The 19275-nt window shown below is 33.1% G+C and carries 14 protein-coding genes; 8 read left to right on the plus strand and 6 right to left on the minus strand.

Annotated elements, in window-relative coordinates; all coding sequences use genetic code 11:
• Positions 1-190 precede the first annotated feature (190 nt).
• Entirely contained in the window at positions 191-673 is a 483-nt protein-coding gene (locus ABEB18_RS12955; protein ID WP_348799730.1) for a dihydrofolate reductase, read from the minus strand.
• 8 nt (positions 674-681) lie between these two features.
• Positions 682-1014: a 2TM domain-containing protein gene (locus tag ABEB18_RS12960; protein WP_348799731.1), complete on the minus strand. Its 333-nt coding sequence runs from the start codon at positions 1012-1014 to the stop codon at positions 682-684.
• Positions 1015-1248: 234 nt separating this feature from the next.
• Here ABEB18_RS12960 and ABEB18_RS12965 point away from each other — a divergent pair, with 234 nt between their 5' ends.
• Positions 1249-1545, plus strand: coding sequence for an isoamylase early set domain-containing protein (locus ABEB18_RS12965; RefSeq protein WP_348799732.1), 297 nt, complete (start codon positions 1249-1251; stop codon positions 1543-1545).
• A 29-nt stretch (positions 1546-1574) separates the two neighbouring features.
• On the opposite strand, the gene ABEB18_RS12970 is transcribed toward ABEB18_RS12965, so the two are convergent.
• The 4 genes from ABEB18_RS12970 to ABEB18_RS12985 all read right to left on the minus strand — a co-directional run bounded on the left by ABEB18_RS12970 (position 1575) and on the right by ABEB18_RS12985 (position 5058).
• Positions 1575-2426 (minus strand): thymidylate synthase, encoded by an 852-nt coding sequence (locus ABEB18_RS12970; RefSeq protein ID WP_348799733.1) that lies wholly within the window; start codon positions 2424-2426, stop codon positions 1575-1577.
• A 53-nt stretch (positions 2427-2479) separates the two neighbouring features.
• Entirely contained in the window at positions 2480-3097 is a 618-nt protein-coding gene (locus ABEB18_RS12975) for a bifunctional nuclease domain-containing protein (RefSeq protein ID WP_348799734.1), read from the minus strand.
• 165 nt (positions 3098-3262) lie between these two features.
• On the minus strand, positions 3263-4231 hold the full coding sequence (locus tag ABEB18_RS12980) for an electron transfer flavoprotein subunit alpha/FixB family protein (protein ID WP_348799735.1): 969 nt from the start codon (positions 4229-4231) through the stop codon (positions 3263-3265).
• 80 nt (positions 4232-4311) lie between these two features.
• Complete coding sequence (locus ABEB18_RS12985) at positions 4312-5058, minus strand: electron transfer flavoprotein subunit beta/FixA family protein (protein ID WP_348799736.1); 747 nt, start codon at positions 5056-5058, stop codon at positions 4312-4314.
• A gap of 200 nt (positions 5059-5258) precedes the next feature.
• Here ABEB18_RS12985 and ABEB18_RS12990 point away from each other — a divergent pair, with 200 nt between their 5' ends.
• From ABEB18_RS12990 to ABEB18_RS13020, 7 genes are all read left to right on the plus strand, one after another.
• Positions 5259-6530: a hypothetical protein gene (locus ABEB18_RS12990; protein WP_348799737.1), complete on the plus strand. Its 1272-nt coding sequence runs from the start codon at positions 5259-5261 to the stop codon at positions 6528-6530.
• An 83-nt stretch (positions 6531-6613) separates the two neighbouring features.
• Positions 6614-8062 carry a hypothetical protein gene (locus ABEB18_RS12995; RefSeq protein ID WP_348799738.1) on the plus strand — a complete coding sequence of 483 codons (1449 nt, stop codon included), beginning with the start codon at positions 6614-6616 and terminating at the stop codon, positions 8060-8062.
• A gap of 70 nt (positions 8063-8132) precedes the next feature.
• The gene (locus ABEB18_RS13000) at positions 8133-13022 is read left to right on the plus strand and encodes a tetratricopeptide repeat protein (RefSeq protein WP_348799739.1); all 4890 of its coding nucleotides are present in this window, start codon (positions 8133-8135) and stop codon (positions 13020-13022) included.
• 32 nt (positions 13023-13054) lie between these two features.
• Complete coding sequence (locus tag ABEB18_RS13005) at positions 13055-14740, plus strand: hypothetical protein (RefSeq protein WP_348799740.1); 1686 nt, start codon at positions 13055-13057, stop codon at positions 14738-14740.
• A 36-nt stretch (positions 14741-14776) separates the two neighbouring features.
• The gene (locus tag ABEB18_RS13010; protein ID WP_348799741.1) at positions 14777-15580 is read left to right on the plus strand and encodes a hypothetical protein; all 804 of its coding nucleotides are present in this window, start codon (positions 14777-14779) and stop codon (positions 15578-15580) included.
• A 41-nt stretch (positions 15581-15621) separates the two neighbouring features.
• On the plus strand, positions 15622-17331 hold the full coding sequence (locus tag ABEB18_RS13015) for a leucine-rich repeat domain-containing protein (RefSeq protein WP_348799742.1): 1710 nt from the start codon (positions 15622-15624) through the stop codon (positions 17329-17331).
• A 26-nt stretch (positions 17332-17357) separates the two neighbouring features.
• Entirely contained in the window at positions 17358-19271 is a 1914-nt protein-coding gene (locus ABEB18_RS13020) for a hypothetical protein (protein WP_348799743.1), read from the plus strand.
• The last annotated feature ends 4 nt before the right edge of the window (positions 19272-19275 follow it).

Raw genomic sequence — 19275 nt, forward strand, 5'->3', positions numbered from 1 at the left:
GACGGTATTTTGGAGACAAACTCTTTGACAGACTAGTAATTGCGAATATAACAGGTGCATAAACGGATAATCAGATTATGTTATCAAATTATCGTACAAGACTAGGTCATTCTGCTAATCATTAAAAAAAAGCTTCTCAATTTTGAGAAGCTTTTTTTTGTTTTGCGAATTTGTCTAAACTAACAAATCTCTATATTTTAATATATGTTTTGTAAGTATAGGCAAACTTATGATTATCGTCTGTTGGGTTAAATTCGGATTGCACTTCTTTCCATTGTTTAGGATCAATTTCCGGGAAAAAGGCATCGGCTTCAAAACTATGATGAACTTTTGTAATGTCAAGCTGATCTGCATAAGGAAGTCCTAATCTATAAATTTCTCCTCCGCCAATTATAAACGATCTTTCGTTTTTAGGACATGCGGCAATTGCTTTTTCCATGCTATCAACAACAATACAGTCTTTTGGTTGGTAGTCCTTTTGTCTGGTTATTATGATGTGAGTTCTGTTAGGTAATGGTTTAGGGAAACTTTCGAAAGTTTTTCTTCCCATAATAATATGATGTCCAGTTGTTACGGATTTGAATCGTTTAAAATCATTTGGTAAATACCAAACTAAATCATTGTCTTTCCCAAGAGCGTTGTTTTCTGCAATTGCAGCAATTATAATAAGCATAATCTGGTTTATTTAGGGTTGTTTTCCTCAATTTTAGATTGTAATTGAGCAATTTTTTTTTGTTGTAAAGCTACAAGCCTATCTATTTGATCTCTTTCCCAAGATTTGTTCATAAAGCGATCAGTAATAAAAACTTTGATGAAATGTAATATGAAAAGGAACAGCCATATCGTAATTGCCCAAATGCATAGATTGATATTTATTCCTGTTTCAAAAAAATACACAGCAATAAATAAAAAAATACTGCAAAGTGAAAAAAAAACAAAATGATAATACAATCGTTTTTTTTGTTTAATGCGTCTTCTAGCATATTCGTATTGTTCGTGTAATTCCTTTTCCATAAAAGTTGAATTTTGTTTATAAAGATAGAATTTATTTTTAAATGTTACTATTTTCACTATCCAATCTTGATTTGTAAATCCTTGAATTAAATCGAATGTATTTTTTTTTCAACTTTATTTTTTTTTACAATAAAAAAACACTCTTTTTTTTGCTAATATACTAAAAATGAGGCTGCTTGTGTAAGGGTTGAAAATATTTGCTTAACTTGTTATACCATTAAAAACGAAATAGTTATGTCTGTAAAAAAACAATTTGTAAAAACAAAGCCAGTTTGTAAAGTTACATTTTCTGTTCCGGCAAAAGAGGCTAATCAAGTTTCTGTAATTGGAGATTTTAACAATTGGAAAATTGATGAAGGTGTATTGAGTAAATTAAAAAACGGTACTTTCAAAGGGACTTTTGAAATAGGAAAAGATTCTACATACGAATATAAGTATGTGGTTGATGGGAATTATGTGAATGAACCTGAGGCTGATTCATTTAAATGGAATGATTATGCTGGTGCAGAAAACAGTGTATTGGTAGTATAGTATAAAAAAATCCGCAACTGCGGATTTTTTTATACTGCTACATTTCCTTTGATAAGGTCATGAGGTTCGTAGTTTTCTAATGTAAAATCATCAAAGTCAAAATCGAAGATGTTTTTTATATTAGGATTTAAGATCATTTTTGGTAACGGTCGAGGTTCGCGAGAGAGTTGTAATTCTAACTGCTCAAAATGATTGTTGTATATATGAGCGTCGCCAAAAGTATGTATAAACTCGCCTACATCAAGATCACAAACTTGTGCAATCATCATCGTTAGTAAAGCATACGATGCTATATTGAAAGGTACTCCCAAAAAGATATCTGCACTACGCTGGTACAATTGACATGAAAGTTTGCCTTTGGTTTCGCCTTTAGTTTCATCTGGAGATGCTACATAAAACTGAAAAAAAGCATGACATGGCGGTAGTGCAGCTTTGTTATTTGCTACATTTTCCGCAAAGGATTTTGATGTATTTGGTAAAACAGATGGATTCCACGCCGAAACTAACATTCTTCGGCTATTTGGATTTGTTTTTAATTCATTAATAAGTTCCGAAATTTGATCGATTTCTTCGCTATTCCAATTGCGCCATTGATGACCGTAAACTGGGCCTAAATCGCCATTACTATCTGCCCAAGCATCCCAAATTTTAACTCCTTTTTCTTGTAGGTATTTGATATTGGTATCGCCTTTTAAAAACCAAAGCAATTCGTAAATAATAGATTTTAGGTGTAATTTTTTGGTAGTTACCATTGGGAAACCCTCACTTAAATCAAAACGCATTTGATAGCCAAAAACACTTTTTGTCCCAGTTCCAGTTCGATCACCTTTTTGGCAACCATTTTCCATTACATGTTGTACTAAGTCAAGATATTGTTTCATAATAGTATTACTCTGTTGCTTGTTTAACCGTTTTATCGATTTAATGATTGGTATTATCTTTTAGAAATTTCATCTCGAATCTTAGCTGCTTTTTCATAGTCCTCTTGCTCTACAGCTTGTCCTAATAATTCGTTTAACTCTTGTAAGCTGTGATTAGAATAGGTGTTGCCTGATTCGTTGCTTTCGGCAGAGCCAAATGTTTCGGGATTCGAAAGGATGTCTTCTATTTCATTAGAAGGGTCGTTTTCAAGAGGATTCGCTTTTAAATATATACCTGCCTTATCTAAAATGTTTTTGTAAGTAAAAATAGGTGCGTTAAAACGTATTGCCAATGCTATTGCATCAGAAGTTCTGGCATCAATAATTTCTTCGATTTTATCTCTTTCGCAAATAATACTTGAATAAAAAACACCGTCAACAAGTTTGTGAATAATGACTTGCTTTACGATGATATCGAAACGTTCTGCAAAATTTTTGAATAAATCATGAGTCAAAGGACGAGGAGGTTTAATTTCTTTTTCTAGTGCAATTGCAATAGATTGTGCTTCGAATGCTCCGATAACAATAGGCAGTTTTCTTTCCCCTTCAACCTCATTTAGGATTAATGCATATGCACCATTTTGAGTTTGACTGTATGAAATTCCTTTTATAGATAGTTTAACTAAGCTCATGTTGGTTTGGTGAAAGTACTAAAGTACTTTATGTTATAGTGTGTCTTAATTTTGTTTGAAATATAGTGCAATTTTAATCAAAATATATGGAACAAAAAAGCTACCTAAAACAAAGATACAATTATCTTATTTTTGGGTAGCTTAATTTATTGTAGAAATTAAATTTTAGGCTTGTTGTTCTTTAAAAGCTTTGAATTTGGCTATTAATTGAGGTACAATTTCGAATGCATCTCCTACAATTCCATAATCGGCAACTTTAAAGAATGGTGCTTCAGGATCGTTATTGATAACCACTTTTACTTTTGAAGAGTTGATTCCTGCAATATGTTGAATGGCTCCAGAGATCCCGATGGCTATATACAAGTTAGTTGCAACAGGTTTTCCAGTTTGCCCTACGTGTTCACCGTGAGGTCTCCATCCTAAATCGGATACTGGTTTTGAACAAGCTGTTGCAGCACCCAATACACTTGCAAGATCTTCTATAATGCCCCAATTTTCAGGACCTTTTAGGCCACGCCCTCCCGAAACTACTATATCGGCATCGGCAATAGAAACTTTGCCAGAACCTTTTTCGACTGAGGTCACTTTTACACCAAAATCAGCGTCACTAATAGTTGGGGTAAAATCTTCTTCGGTAAGTGATGAAGGGTTTTCAAAAATACCATATGAGTTTTTTCCAATTGATAATACTTTTACATCAGTGTTGATTTCGGTGATGTTGAAAGCTTTGTTAGAAAAAGCATTTCTTTTTACTTGAAATGGAGAAGTACTAACAGGTAATCCAACAACATTTGATGCATAACCAGCTTCCAAACCAACAGCAACTAACGATGCCATATAGATACTATCTGTTGTAGAAGATAGTAAAACCACTTTTGTAGCTTCCTTTTGGGCAGCTTGTTTGATGACATCAGCGTATGCTTTGGCTGTAAAACCACTTAATTTGTCATTGCTTACTTTTAGTACTTTATCAACCCCGTATTTTGCTAATTCAGAAACATCTCCTGCATTTACGGTTACAGCTGTTACTGTAGTTCCTAAAGATTCGGCAACCTTTTTAGCATAAGAAGCTAATTCTAATGCCACTTTTTTAAATTTTCCTTCTGCTGATTCAGCGTATATTAATATTGACATGATGTTTAGGATTTAATGATGGAAAAATTGAAAGATTTAAAAAATTCAAAATTTCGTAATTCATAATTATTAATTCGTAATTAAATTACTTTTGCTTCGTTGTGTAACAAATTGATTAATTCATCAAGATTGTCAGCCGAAATTAATTTAACTGCTGATTTTGGAGCAGGTTTTTCAAACTTTACCGCTTTTGTATTTATTGATGCTGCTACAGGTTCAAGTACGGTTAGTGCTTTTGTTCTGGCAGTCATAATGCCTCTCATGTTTGGAATACGTAAGTCTTTTTCTTCAACTAATCCTTTTTGAGCTCCAATAATCAATGGCAAAGAGGTAGATACAGTTTCTTTTCCTCCATCAATTTCGCGTACTGCTGTTACATTAGTACCATCTACAGTAAGGGCTGTGCACGAATTTAAAAAGTTATAACCCAAAATTCCAGCTATCATTCCAGGAACCATTCCGCCGTTATAATCCAATGATTCTTTTCCAGCAATTACAATATCATACCCTCCATTTTTGATTACTTCTGCCAATTGTTTGGCTACAAAAAAACCATCAGTAGGGTTGGCATTTATTCGAATTGCTTCGTTGGCACCAATAGCTAATGCCTTTCTTAAAGTTGGTTCAGTATCTGATCCTCCAACATTAACTACCGTTACTGTAGCTCCTTGTTGCTCTTGAAACCAAATGGCACGTGTCAATCCGAATTCATCATTTGGATTGATTACATATTGAACTCCATTGGTGTCAAATTCAGTATCTCCGTTAGCGAAGTTAATCTTTGAGGTAGTATCTGGAACATGACTAATGCAAACTAATATTTTCATAATTATATATATTAAATTCTTTTTATCTCAGACAAATTTAAAAAATTAATCGAATAAAATATTATGCGTGCATAATATTTTATATAACTATTACGATTTCGTAATTAAAATAGTATTGTAATGTGTTTTTATTTAAAAAAATATAATTAATGAATTGAATTTTGTGAATAATAACAATTTATAAAAATTGTCGACAGAAAGTGAAATCACTATTTTTAGTGAGAAGCATTACTGTCATTGGTTTTATTTTTGAAAAAAAAGAACCCATGTTAGCACTCTCATTACAAGCAACCAATCTACAGGAAGTATTTGAAAATTCGCATCGTGTAGAAATTATGTCTGTTACAAGAACTGATACAAGTTGCCTTGCATTGTTAAATGTTTGGAAAACTGATAAATATGCTTCTATAGAACAAGAAATTGTTTGTTTTGATGGAATTGAAATTGTTGACATATTAGCTGGTATTACCGAAAAAGAAACACGCTGGCAATGTATTTACGGTCTTGAAAACAAAAAATTTTGGATAGGAAGTACTTATAAAGATTATACAAATCCTGCAAAATTATTTTTGTTCGAGAAAGAAAAACTCATAAAGTCTCTATTTTTTGACAAAGGCTATAGCACCGAAATAATAAATATTGAACCAAGTCTCGATGAATCACTTTTAATTGTAGGCAATTGGTATGAATTGGTAAAATCAGGCAGCCATGACGATTTTTGGCCTCAACGATGGGAAACTAAAATCACTAAGGAAGGGGAAGATTATATCGAAAATGAGAGACCTTCAATTTATCGAAACTATCTTCCTGATATTATTTCAGATCCAACTTCAAATACTTTTTATGCCATTGAGAACTATGGTGTTTCTAAATATACCTCAGATGAGAAATTGCTTTGGAACCAAGGTTTAGGACATGTTCAACAAGAAGGTTTGATGCCAATAAATAAAATGGCTCTCTTTTATAGGACTCAAAATGGAGAAATCTTCTCCGATGGTGTTTGGTTTTCGGGAATGGATCATACTATAATTGATCGATCAGCAAGAAACCCTTTTTTTGGGCGAGTTACAGCTGGTGGAACAATTCTATCATTCACTCATTTGTTAAATGACTTTCCTGAGATTCATAAAATACACAAAATCATATCTGGCAAGGATAATAATTGTTTATTAATTGGGGAAACCTTACATATTGGTAGAGGGAAGAGTATGTTTCTACTATATATTCAGTATTCGAATGGGGCTTTTGCTAAACAAATCAAGTATCTCAATTTTTGCACTAATGATTTACAACTTTCTATTGGAGATTTCCCTTGGTTTGAGGGGCATTATTTGGAAGTAAAACAGATTTATCCTAATAGCTCTCACCTAGAAGATTTGAAAGAGATTATCATTTTTGGGAATGTATCTCATTTGAAAAATAGAGACAAGGGAATGGTTTGGTCTGTAAAAATGAAAAGAAAATTGATTTAGCAAAAAAGTATTTTAATTTTTTGGAGTTACTTTATTTAAAAGGAAGCGCCTGTTTTTCAAAGTAATAATTGGTAAAAACATAAATGAAAAACTATAGTATTTATAAAAAGACAACACCAGTATATTTTAGTGGAGAGATTGCTTATCCACTAGGGTTTGTACTGTTGGCATCGATTGTTAGTTATGGTTTGTTCTATATTTTCGGAGTAGGGTTGGCCATTGCTTTCAATATCGTTGTTTCGTTTTGTGTCTATTTTTATCTGTTTTATTATGGAAAATCGAATACCAAGATAACCCTAGCTTTTGTCATTGGGTTTCTACTCATCCTTTCGGTATTATTGTTTGTAGATTATGGCGTTTATTTGTTGGTTTTATACCAAAAGACAGGAGTTTTTAATGACTTGTATTTTCAAATGTGGTTGGCAACCTTATTAGGAATTCCTGCTTTTTATTACGGTTTTCAGTATGGGCGCTATTATTTTTTAGAATGGCGAATGGCCGAAAATTATCTAAGAGTCTCTCTTGATATCGATTATGACCGAGAATTACTAACGTATATTGATGCTATTGAGTTTGCAAACACTTCAAAACATAGAAGATCAAATATAAAATTAGACCGACCTCCTTGTTTCTATTCGGAAACAGAATTAGCGGAAATGGAAAGTTGTAGAGTACGAAATTATAATTTAGAAAAGAGTGCTTTTAGCGAAACCATACACATTCCGTTTGCAGCCAATAGACTCAAATTGTCCTGGTATTCATTAATTGAAGATGAATATTATGATATAGAATTGGATTTCCCTTTTGAGAAATTAATACTCGAAAAACAGAAATATCCAACCAATGTTATGAGTGCATTGAGAGGAAAAAAAACCAAACCATTGACACTTCATATTTATATAAAAGGAGGAGTGCGCATTTTTAATTCTGATACCATTTTGATCGATCATTCTAAAAGCAGCCCAATTTATATTGCAGAAACAGAGCGTCATAATAAAATAGTACTGCATCGCAATTCGCATGAATTTTATAGTAATCCCGAAGCGTTTTTGAATTTGATACAAAATATTAGAAGCAGCGGTAGAATCGAAGAGCGATTTTTAATCAAAAACAAATTATTTTGTTGGGGAATGCAGGTTTCGGGTTTTGATACTGCTAATTTTTTTGAAATTTCGGATGTTTCTTGTAATGAATTTCGAAGCGAAATAAACGGTTTAGAAACTTCAGAGCCAAGATTCCTGCCTAATAAAATAGAAGTTGTTTATCCGGGCAATACTTTATTTCGTTGGCTGGTTTTGCGGATCAATTCTCAAAGACTCTTTCATTCTATCAAAGAAATGGTGAATGAAAATGAAGAAACTCCTATTCAATTTGAGTTATCGTTTTTTGAAATTTTAGGCAAAACAGAGTTGCAATTTACAATCCGTTGCAATGAAAAGGCTATAATTTTTACCGATTGGGAAATTCAAATTGACAAAGCTCGAAAACAAAGCATGAATGCTCATGTTTTGCAAAAAGGAAACGGTAACTAAGCAATTATCAGTTGGTAGAGTCGTCACTTTTTTTAGAAAAAAGAGAATATAAATTTTAGAAAATTATAGTATGCTAGAATTAAAATTACAGTCAAAAATTGAAAATGAATTAAAGGGTATTCTTCACGATGCCATAGTATCTGAGAATATCAAACCAGATTCTTTACGGATGGTAATTTTATCGTTTGATTCTTCTTTTGAAAGATTGAATGTGTATGCTTTGAACGAGTGGAAAAATTATTTTCTAGAGAAAGAACATTCAATAATTGGCACAATAAACATTGCACAATGGCTTGATGTGGCTGATTATGTTTTTGAAAATAAATATTTGATAGACTCTTCCTGTGATGAACTTTCTAAAACATTCGAAAAAAAATATTTAGAAACGCCACCAGTAATTACCTTCAAACATTTGACTACTGTTGATGAATTATATACTTCATTTTTAGTTTGCCTAAGAGAAGAGTTGTTAATTCAAATAGAGAATGCTATTGCAAACGTGGCTACTACTTTTTCGCAAGAACATTTTCGCCATGTTGTTGGGTTTTTTACTCATAATATGAGATACAATTTAGAGGATAAGATATTTCTTCAAGCCTTCAATAACCCAAATGGGAGTGGCACATTCTATAAAGTTGAACTTACGTTGCCAGATTATAAATTTTCAAATCATTATTTACATTTTATCGAAAATGGATTTCAATTATATTGTCCAGAAGGAACGTATTTTGAAAAATCAACTACAGAAACAGAAGTATATAGTTATGATGTAAATGACATTGCTTTTATATATGAAAGAGATAACGAAATACATTTAAGATTACAGGATGAATTTCAAGACTGGAAATTAGAACCTCGAGGTGGAAACATCGCGATAGGAGAAAAGTCTGTAAAAGAATTTTTGATAGCATTCAAGGAATTTTTTGAGAAGTTCCCTGAAAAGGTTTTTGATTTAAAAAATATTCCTAATCCACAAATAGACCAAGAAGCATTTGCTCGTTGGGTAAGCATCGTTTTAGAATACAATATAGCAATTCGCAACAAAGAATTTGAACAAATTTTTGCATTTGGAGAAGAATATTATACCTCTTTTTTCCAGTCACTTCCAATAACCGCCGTACAATACGAGCCAGCGTTGCGATTTCTTGTTAGTAAACTGTTTTATGTAAAACGATTTCAGGAGTCCGTAACTTTATTTGATACAATAAAAAGACCCGCAAATTTTAATAAACTAGAATACCTCTGTGCATTATTTTTATTGCATCAAAAAGAGCATTATGATAGGGTGTCTTCGACCATAGAGTTTGACTCAAAAAAAGAAATCCTTAGAGTATTAGATATTCTATGGCAGCTTCGTACACCTTTAGATGCTGAGGTTTTAGAAGGGTTTAAAAAAGAACTTAAAGAATTGTTACACGTTTCCAAAAAAAACGAAACACTTCCTTTAATCTCTGTAGCATTAACAAAAATATATACTTTACAAAATAATACATCAAAAGCTTTCTTACACCTTCAATGGGTACCTACTCACGAAACTGCTGAGCGAATTTTATTAGAAATCGAATTAGCACAGTACGATTACATTTTAAATGCATTTAAAAAACAAGCTCAAAAGGAACAGGAAAGAGTCGCTTTTGACAAACAGATTAAAAATAATTCCTTAAATACCGAAGAGAAAAAGAAAATTGTAAGAGAAAAAAAATCATATCCAGACAGCTATTATGTACAAAATAAAATCGCAATAAACGATTACAAATGGGTTTATCCGCTGGATGCCAAAAACTTTATAGCGGTTCAAAAAGGGGATGGGTATGAACTAGTTTTAGCCCAAATTAAGAATGGAACTTCTGTAGAAATACTTCAGGCTATTACACTTTCAGACACTCAAAGAGAGGCTTCTTGTGCTTATTACAATGGTGTTGTTTATATTGTTGATACAAAAGCTGGTGTTGTTACATATAGAGTTTCGGAAGAAACTATTGAACGGAATTCGCTTGTTTATAAAAACGAAAAAGCAAAATCAAATTATCAAAATCTTACCATAGCCGATGGCTATTTGTATGTTAGCAACAATAGTTATTTAGAGATTTATGATTTAAATGTGCTGGATAACAATCTTATTTCGGACTCTCTTTATGTTAATAGCGGTTATTATTTATTTGTTCGTGATAATTTACTGGTTGTTGGGGCAGGAGCAGGACTGGTAATTTTAGCTGACATATCTGATAAAACCAATCCAGTTTGTTTGTCAACCCTACAAGAAGATTCTACACCGGGCAATATGCACGTTGCCTTTATCGACAATTATATGCTGAGTCGTTCCTTGTACGATATTAGCGATCCAACAACACCTGTCTGGATCAGTGCGGTACAAGAAGATTTGGCACCAACCTATTATTTTGCTCCAAAACCTGAAGTACCTATTATAAGTACGGGTGAAGAATTTTTGTTGACAACTATACTATTTGAAAACAATCAAGCTGTTTATACCAACTGGTTTGAAAGTCTAAATAAAGACAATTGGTGCTACGAACGTGCTCTTAAAAATTTAGCAACTGCTTATTTTGATGATACACTTATCACCTATTCTTACTATGATATTGTTTTATGGGAAAAAGGGAAAAGTCCAATTCCTGAAAAAATAGATGTTCATGAGGAAATCGAAAAAATGGTACACGATTGTTTCTATTATATAGTCAAGGAGCATCCAACTTTTTGTATCGGAAAAGTAGTCTTGGAACAGGATAAAATGTATCAGCACATCAATATTTCATTTCATCAATGTTCGAGTTTGGCCATTTTAAACGATAACAATGTCTTACATGAACTGCCAATTATATCTAGCACATTTATATTAGACGATTATTGTAGGGAAGTTTTTGGGCACCATTACAGTCCAGTAAAAACGCAATTTGTTTATGATGCCAATAGTATTATCGAGCAATTACAGCATCGTAAATTCGAACAAATGGCTTCTCGTCATTTATTAATAAAGATAGATGAAAAAGTTACCTACATACAAAAACCGACTAGCCCTTGGAATCCATTTCGATTAGAATTTGTTTCTGATGAAAATCCTGAAAATGAAGATCAACAAATTACAGTTGAAAGTGTATTATTGGGTCAAGATGAAAATCTTAAACAGCAACTGGTACAAAAAATAGATCAGAATATTTCATCTTTAAATGAATTGTTGACAATTCTCAATATGCCTATTTATTTTCCAAAATGTGATGAAGATATAGCCGAAGAGTTTGAATCGGAGATGGAAAATCTAGATGTAGAGGAGGAGTGCAATGCTTTACCAGATTATATCATTGGTCCACATTGTTGGCCTCGTATCTCTAAAGAAAAAGAATATGAAGATGAGGAAGATGAGTATGAAGATGAATATGAATATGATGAAGAGTTTGATGTTCCTTCGGGATATTTGCCCAATACCAATAAAAGTTTTGAACTAAAAGCCAAAGCTCTTGAACTTCTTAGCACCCTTACCGACAAGGAACTTTTAAAAACGATTCTGCTAAATGGTATGAAATATGGATACCTGCATTACAGTTTGAAAGATATTCCCGATTATAGATTTATCAATCAAGATTTGACAGCCAAAGTAGTGCACAACACTTATGGTTTATGGGATTCAGTAGGGAAAGACAGCGAGATTACAAGTTTTTTAATGACTCATTTAGTCTATTTTGATGATGATAATTTGCAACTCAATATTGTATATAAATGCGGGCATCTCAGCCACCCTTTTGTATCCAATTTTATTCAAAATACTATAAATGAAGGAATTAATTATTATACCTACAAAGGATATAATTCGGGTATTAATTTTTATTTGTTACCAATAGAAGTGCTTAAACCATTTGAAGCACTATTATTAGAAAAATCCAACTATTTAGAAAATAGCGATGATTTTATGGTTCAATTGGAAGCGGAAGAACAGTTGGTTTACTACTATGAATTACTAACAAAAATGGGCCATGAAAAAATGCCAACATTAGTAGAGAAAAAGCTAAATAAAGCCGTAAAAGAGCATGAACAATATGGGACTATGACATCAGATGATGATGGCTACGATAGCGAAACGGATTTCTTAGTAAACTTATACAGAAATACAAAAGTCAAGAGATTACTAGAATATTATTCTGTTGATTCCACTTCATTATGGCCTTTGGAAGAACCACTTGAGCAGTTTGATGAATCCTGGCAGAAAACCATTGATACACTATTAGAAAAAGGTACTGAAACTTTTGGAAACGATTTTAGCAAGAATTATATCAAAAAACTCACGAGTCATATTACGGTTGATGAAAGTTATGCAAATGATCGAGTTCTAGCCTCTCATCTGATACAATTTGTATTTAAAAACATTCAACAAAAAACCGAAATGGCAACTTTGATAGAGCCTCTCGTACAGGTTGTTTTAGAAAATAAGAATTTATTTTCGGATCAAATAGATATCAAGACTTTGCTAAACGAAAGCAAATATACCTTATTACAAGCAGCATGGAACGATATTAAAAATCAGGATTTGGACGTGGCCGAACAAAAAGCAAATACAATACTGGCTATAGATGCTGGTATGTCTCAAGTGTATTTCCTTAAAGCACGATTGTTATGGCTGCGTAAGGGTATTTCAGCATATTTAGAGCAACAGCAATCTTTTGTTGAAAAAGTGTATCATGATGCTACCGCTGTAGCACAATTGTATAATTTGACAGGTTGCGCACTCGATGCTGAAAAACGCTACGAAGAGGCATTGTCTTATTTCAAAAAAGCAGCACAGAGTGCACCTTCCAATGCTATGTATGTTGCCAATATGGCCGAGTTGTATTATAAATTAGGAAAACCCGAAGAGGCTGTAAAATATGCCAAAACTGCTCTAGCTAACGGAAATCAAGGGGATATTTTAAAAGAGATTATAGAAAATAAAGGTCTGTTGTTACATTCATAAGTCAATTAGCTAACATTAAAAAAACAATTGCAATGTCCGAGAAATATAAAATAATAATAGAACGAGAGGGTGTAAACCATGTAAAAGTGTTTAAACATAACGGAGAAGGCTATACAAACGATTGGAATTTTCTGTTGAAAGGAGATGATGAGCCGATAGTGTTTTCAGAATTTTTTTCGGAAACAAAATTTATTCTAATCAATTGGAACGGTTGGATTCGTGTCTATGATGCCGATTCTAGGGAAACCCTTTTTGACAAAAAATTGGATGGAGATACAGATGCAAAAGCTGTTTTTTCGTTAGATAAAAAACAATTATATGTCGTATGTGTAAATGATTCTTCTCAAACCATTTTGACCATTGTTTCTTTGGATTCGTTTGCCATTCAAACAAAAGAATTGAACGTAAAATACGGTAACAATTTAGCCATTAGAAAAGACGGAAATCTACTGTTCTATAAACACGATTATAAGCGTATCGATGAGCAAAAAATATATGAGCATTTTTATTCAGTTTTGGATATGACTCGTTTTGAAGTAGAAAAATTCGAGTTGCCTTTTGCACCACCTTATTCGTATAATGAGTTCATACCAGTAGTCGATTTTGAAAACAACACCGTCATTATGCCTGCCTATGCTGATGTGCCATCTAAAACAACCGAATCTGGCGAAAGGATTTTTGAGTACCGAATCGTATTGTTCGATGCGAACACATTTGAAGTCTTAAAAGTACTATCAGTAAGAGATTTCCAAAAAAACCAATTGAGTTATTATCCCAATGATGGAGATAGAATTACCGAACTATTTCTTAACCCCGAAAGAAACAAAAAATATAGAGATGAGCAAAGAGAATTTTATGATAATCTAAATACAATTAAGTTAGTAGCCAATGGGATGTGGTTGTGTTTTAGAGGTGGAATTCTGCGAAAAGTACATACTGATTTTACAGTATCTCCATTGCTTGTAACGGCCTCATTGCGCAATTCATCTGATGGAATGTTCCAATATCCTTATTTTCATTCTCATTTGTATCAAATTGATGAAAAATCAATTGTTTTGGCAGAAGCCTTAGATTTTTATATCTCAGATATGCCCTCGCTTGTCAATGTCGATTCTAAAATTCCAATTGCATTGGCATTTGTGCCAGCCACTCAGGAGGAAATCTATAAGATGAGTTATACAGCCGAACAAGAAATCGAGCTGGAGTATCATGATTTTTTTCCGATTGAGGTTACAGATCTTTCTACCCATACTGGTTTAGAAGAAGCACTTTTTCAAATAGAGAATATTGTGTCGGATTTGGAAGCAGCAGGAGTTGGTTCTGTATTGAAATTTATTTTTAAAGACGCATCAGGAAATACAATTCACGAACCCGATTTTTTTGAAAAAACTACTCCACAAAATCCTGCAATAGTACAAAAACTAATAGAAAAGTTGATTCAGAATCCGAAGCTGAAATATGTTTATAGAAATGCTGAAGAAACAGCTTTATGTTATGCCGTATATGAATTGGCCAAGCAAGACGAGTCTTACCTAACAACCATTATCAAATACCTTTCGGCTATAGATATGGATCATGATGTGTTTAATAGAGAAAATCTACTTCCGCTGTTAGAAGAAAGATATACCCATAAAGTTCTTTCTGAAAAAATTAAAGTTGTTTCCTCAAAGTTTGCTGAATGGTATGGCTATTATTGCGAAGAAATGTACGAGGGATAAAAGTTCAATACTAAAAAAATAATAATACAGATAAATATGAATCAGGATTTTATGGAAATAGCGGTTATGCTCATCATTTGTGTACTCATCATTGCTGGTGTACAATGGTTTTTATTACGATTTACGCATTGGTCTGTAGCGTTGGGAGCAACAATTTTTATATCTCTTTTAATAAGCGGTTTGTACGTAGGTTATAGTAACGCTACACCCAATGGAGGCAACAGACAAATTCCTATTTCGGAGTATATCAATCCAATGTTGGTTGTTTTTATTTCTTTACTCCTAGGGCTGCTTGTTGTGGCTTATCTATCCAAAACGGTAATGCCAAAAGCGGTGTTTTTGTATGTAGTAGCTATAACTGCTTTTTTTGTAGTTACAAGATTTGTTTATCAGTATATCGATAGTGCGACCGTTTATCAAAGAATTTTTAGCATATCTACGATTACAGTTGAGAATAATTCAGAGGAGCAATTGATAACGGAAATTGTTTTTAAAAACACTTCAAGCTCTCTCGTAAGTTGCTTTAATCCAAAGGATAGCCAACCACCTTCTTCAAACATTCCCAGAGGGACAGATCAAATTTTATTTAGAGGATATTCAAAAACTAAAGGGATGTTTTATCATGAATTCCCTTTTGATTACAGTTTATGTAAAGAAAAAAATGGTGGTATCATAGGACTTTGTTTCTGGCTCCGCTACAAGGTGATTTTACCAATTAAGATAGTAATTCATCCTCATAATAAAATTGATTTGTATATTGATAATCAATTGGTGAATCAATATAAGTTAAAATCTGATGGCTTGTCAGATTTGATAAAGCACAAAGGTAAGTACCAATGATTATGAATAAGTGATTTGATATTTTTTTTTAAGTGATAAGAATGCTAAAGTTATATATATTCATTCCAGTTTTATTGGTAGGTTTTTTCCTTTTGGCGCAAACCCCAAAAAAGTCTAAATACAAACATATATTTCGAAACAGCCTATTAAGTCAGTCCACCAAATACGAGCTGGCTCCAATATTTCGTGGGCGAGTATATTACCCAAGGTATTTTTTTATTCCATCATTAAAGCAATATTTGGTTTATTCTAGTGTAGATGTAACGGGTGATTATAACATATATGCAAACGCCATATCAAATGGTCTTACCTATGCGATTATAGACGAAAAGGGTATCAAACGCTCGTCATTCGAAACCAGTTTGCGTTTTTCATCTCGAAGTGGCTGTTTTTATGGGCCTCATACCTATATCCCTTTTTTGGAGACAGGCAAAATCGATGCTATTTCGTATGATTTTATTCATAATAAAAATTTGGATTTAAGCGAAATTGAATTCGAAAAAATATTTAAAGAATTGTATGCAACTGCTGATTATGTAGAGTTTATAAATCTCCGTGCTTCACAAGATAATATTCACCAAGCGGGAGTTATTTTTAAAGGTAATGGGAAAGTCGGAATTTTGCTTTCGGGTTTGCAAGAAAGTTGTAATATGTCCAGAAACTCGAATGAAGATCCTAAAACCAATACGTATTATGAAGATTATTATCTGCCCAAAATACGGGAGTACCAAAAGTTTCCACAATCCCCTGCATCTATAGAAATGATTCCGCTCGAAACGAAAAACACGAAACCGTTTCGATTCGTTAGAACTAGATTTAATAGCGAATTTTCAATAAAAAAATATCAAAAAGAAAGTGCAACGGGTTGGAATGGTATTATGGAATTAGGACCAATTCCTATTTATGTTCCGGGTGAAAGTTCTGGTACTACTTATGTCGATTTTAAAACCAAAGGCGAAATTTTCAAATTAAAATTTTTAGACATCATCAAAGCCGATTTTCAGCCTGTGTATTCCCTGGGATTGCACACTTTTGAATTGCCCGAAAAATCAGGCACCGAAAACTCATTGGTTTTTTTGGAGTATGTTCAAGATGCTGGCGGAAACAAGTTGGGCGGCGGAGTATATGTAGTGCGTCCTGCCACTACAAATAATCCATCGGCCGATATTCCAGCCGATATGACTGAGGAAAAATTCAATACTTTGCCTGTTTCGTTACAAGTAGCATTGTTAGACCCGGAACATGCCACTCTTTTGACATTTAATGAGCCCAATTGTTCTATTTGGGTTTCAGAAATAGAACGACTAAAGAATCTTACGGATCTTAGGTTAGCTTCAGCTATGACCGAAATTCCAGATAACATCGCAAATTTTACCAAATTAGAATCCTTGAACATGGCCGAAAATAAGGTTCAAACCATTTCCCCAAAAATAGCCGAACTCCAAGAATTAAAAGACTTAAACCTCTCTTCAAATAAATTAACTGAATTTCCAAAGGTTATTTTGGAACTTAAAAATTTAAAAAGATTGAATATTAACTTTAATACAATTTCAAGCTTGCCTGATGAAATGAATCAATTATCGCAGTTGCAAAATTTGGATATGATTAGTACCAATATTACTTCATTACCCAGTTCGATGATTGAAATGGAACAGCTTTACATTTATGATGGTCGTGTACTGGAAAATAAATTACCGTCCGAGTACAAGCATTTATTTGATTATAAAAAAACAATTCCAAATGAGAATTAATTTTAATTGCAAAGAAATCAGATCCTATGTATATTGTAAAAATAAATAAAGAGACCGAAACCTGGATTGTAGCCATTTGCCAGATTGAAGAAGATGCGATTAACTATCTCAAAACACTTCCTGACGAAATACAATTAGCTGCAACTTTGTTTGAAATTCCTATTGAATATTATCCATTTATTCTTATTGAGAACACACAACTCTCACACGATCAAGAATCTTATTTTGAATATTGTGATTTCGAAAAACTTCAAAATCGCTTGGAGGTTGCACGAAAGAATAGACAAGTTTCGGAAGAACATATTTATTTCAAATATTTTTATATAGCCGAACCGTATGGTCAAATGGTTTCGGATAAAAATTTCATGCAATATCTAAACCCTACTTCGGTTACTAATTTTGAATTGGATGAGCCCTATCCGATCGATTTTTTTCATGAAGAAATTAAGCGAAATGTTCGCCATTATGATATTGATAAATTAGATCAACTTTTTGAACATACCAAGACCAACTTCAATTCTGATCTCGAAAAAAAGGATCTTGCCTTAAATGGTTATGACGGTCTATTTTGGGAAATGAATTACGATTATGCTTGCGGAAAACTTACTGATTCCGGGATAAGTTTTTTGATTCCGATGATCGAAAAGATGGAAATTTTATTGGGTGAAAAAAAGTGGCAGCATCGCAGTTTTGCCCAACATATTTTGCTGGAACAGGCGTGCCAGAAAGAATCCAAAACAGCTAAGGCAGTCCTAAAAGATACTGTCGAAGCGTTCGAGAATTACGTAACGGTTCATCCTGAAGAAAAATTAGAAATTCATCGTTTGCTTTCGTTGGCCTATCGATGGATGATGCCTGTTGAACCCAAAAATGGTTTATTGTATTGGGAGTTGGCTATTTCTGAAATGAAAAAAGCAATCAATTTTTCGCCAGAAAAAGCCTCCTGGTCTTCATTACTGGAATTGATGTTTATTGATCTTGCCGATGACGGAAAATTAACCGGCGAACAAATAGCGTTGCAAACCGAAATGCAAACCGAAATGCAAACTTTAGAAAATCAATTCGCAATCGAGTATCCCATTGCAAAAGCCTATCAAGAACTCAAAGAATTCTTGGAGTGGAATGCTATCGAGTATCGTTTTCCTACCGAACAGGCTTTGTATTGGGCAGAAAAAAGTTTGGCCTACACTCCCATAGAGGCAAACCGAATTGATTTGCTCGAAAGTGCCGAATTTTTTCACAAAATAGGCTTGCAAACCAAACGTTTTGATTTTCTAGAAAAGGCAGTTTCAATTTACCAATATAGTATAGAATATACAGAAGACGGGGCACTAGAGGTGCATTTAATAAGCAATATTTTAAAACAGATTGCCGAAATGCATTTGCAAAATGGAGCTCGAGAAGTAGCTAATAGTTCTATAGAAAAGGCAAGAGAGATTTATGAAAAAAATTTAGCAGCAATCAAATCTAATAAATCTTCCTTTATACATTATACTGAGTTTTTAGAATTTTGTTATGCATCTGGAGAGTACTATATAAAGCCAACAATACAAGAGCTAAAAAAACTTGCTCTAGAATTAGAAATAGAATCTGAAGGGGTCATTAGCTATCCGTATGTGTTATTGATGCGAATTGCACTTGATGAAAATAATGAGCAACAGGCTATTGTAGAACTTACAAAAATGTTGATTTTATTTGAATTATGTGTCGATGCGGAGTTTGAATCTTTGATTGAAGAATTGAAAAATTCGAACCATAATCAAGTAAAAGCTTTTTTAAGAGAGTCAAACTTGTTCATGAATGAAGTAAGCGAGAATTATTATTATGATCCTAAAATCGAGTGGAAAAAATTGAGAACAATGTCTTCAGATGAACTGTTACAGTATTGGAAAAATAGAAAAGTTGCAATAAAAAACAGACCCTCTTTTGAAATAGAATAACATT

The organism is Flavobacterium adhaerens (assembly GCF_040045115.1).
Taxonomy (GTDB): Bacteria; Bacteroidota; Bacteroidia; order Flavobacteriales; family Flavobacteriaceae; genus Flavobacterium; species Flavobacterium adhaerens.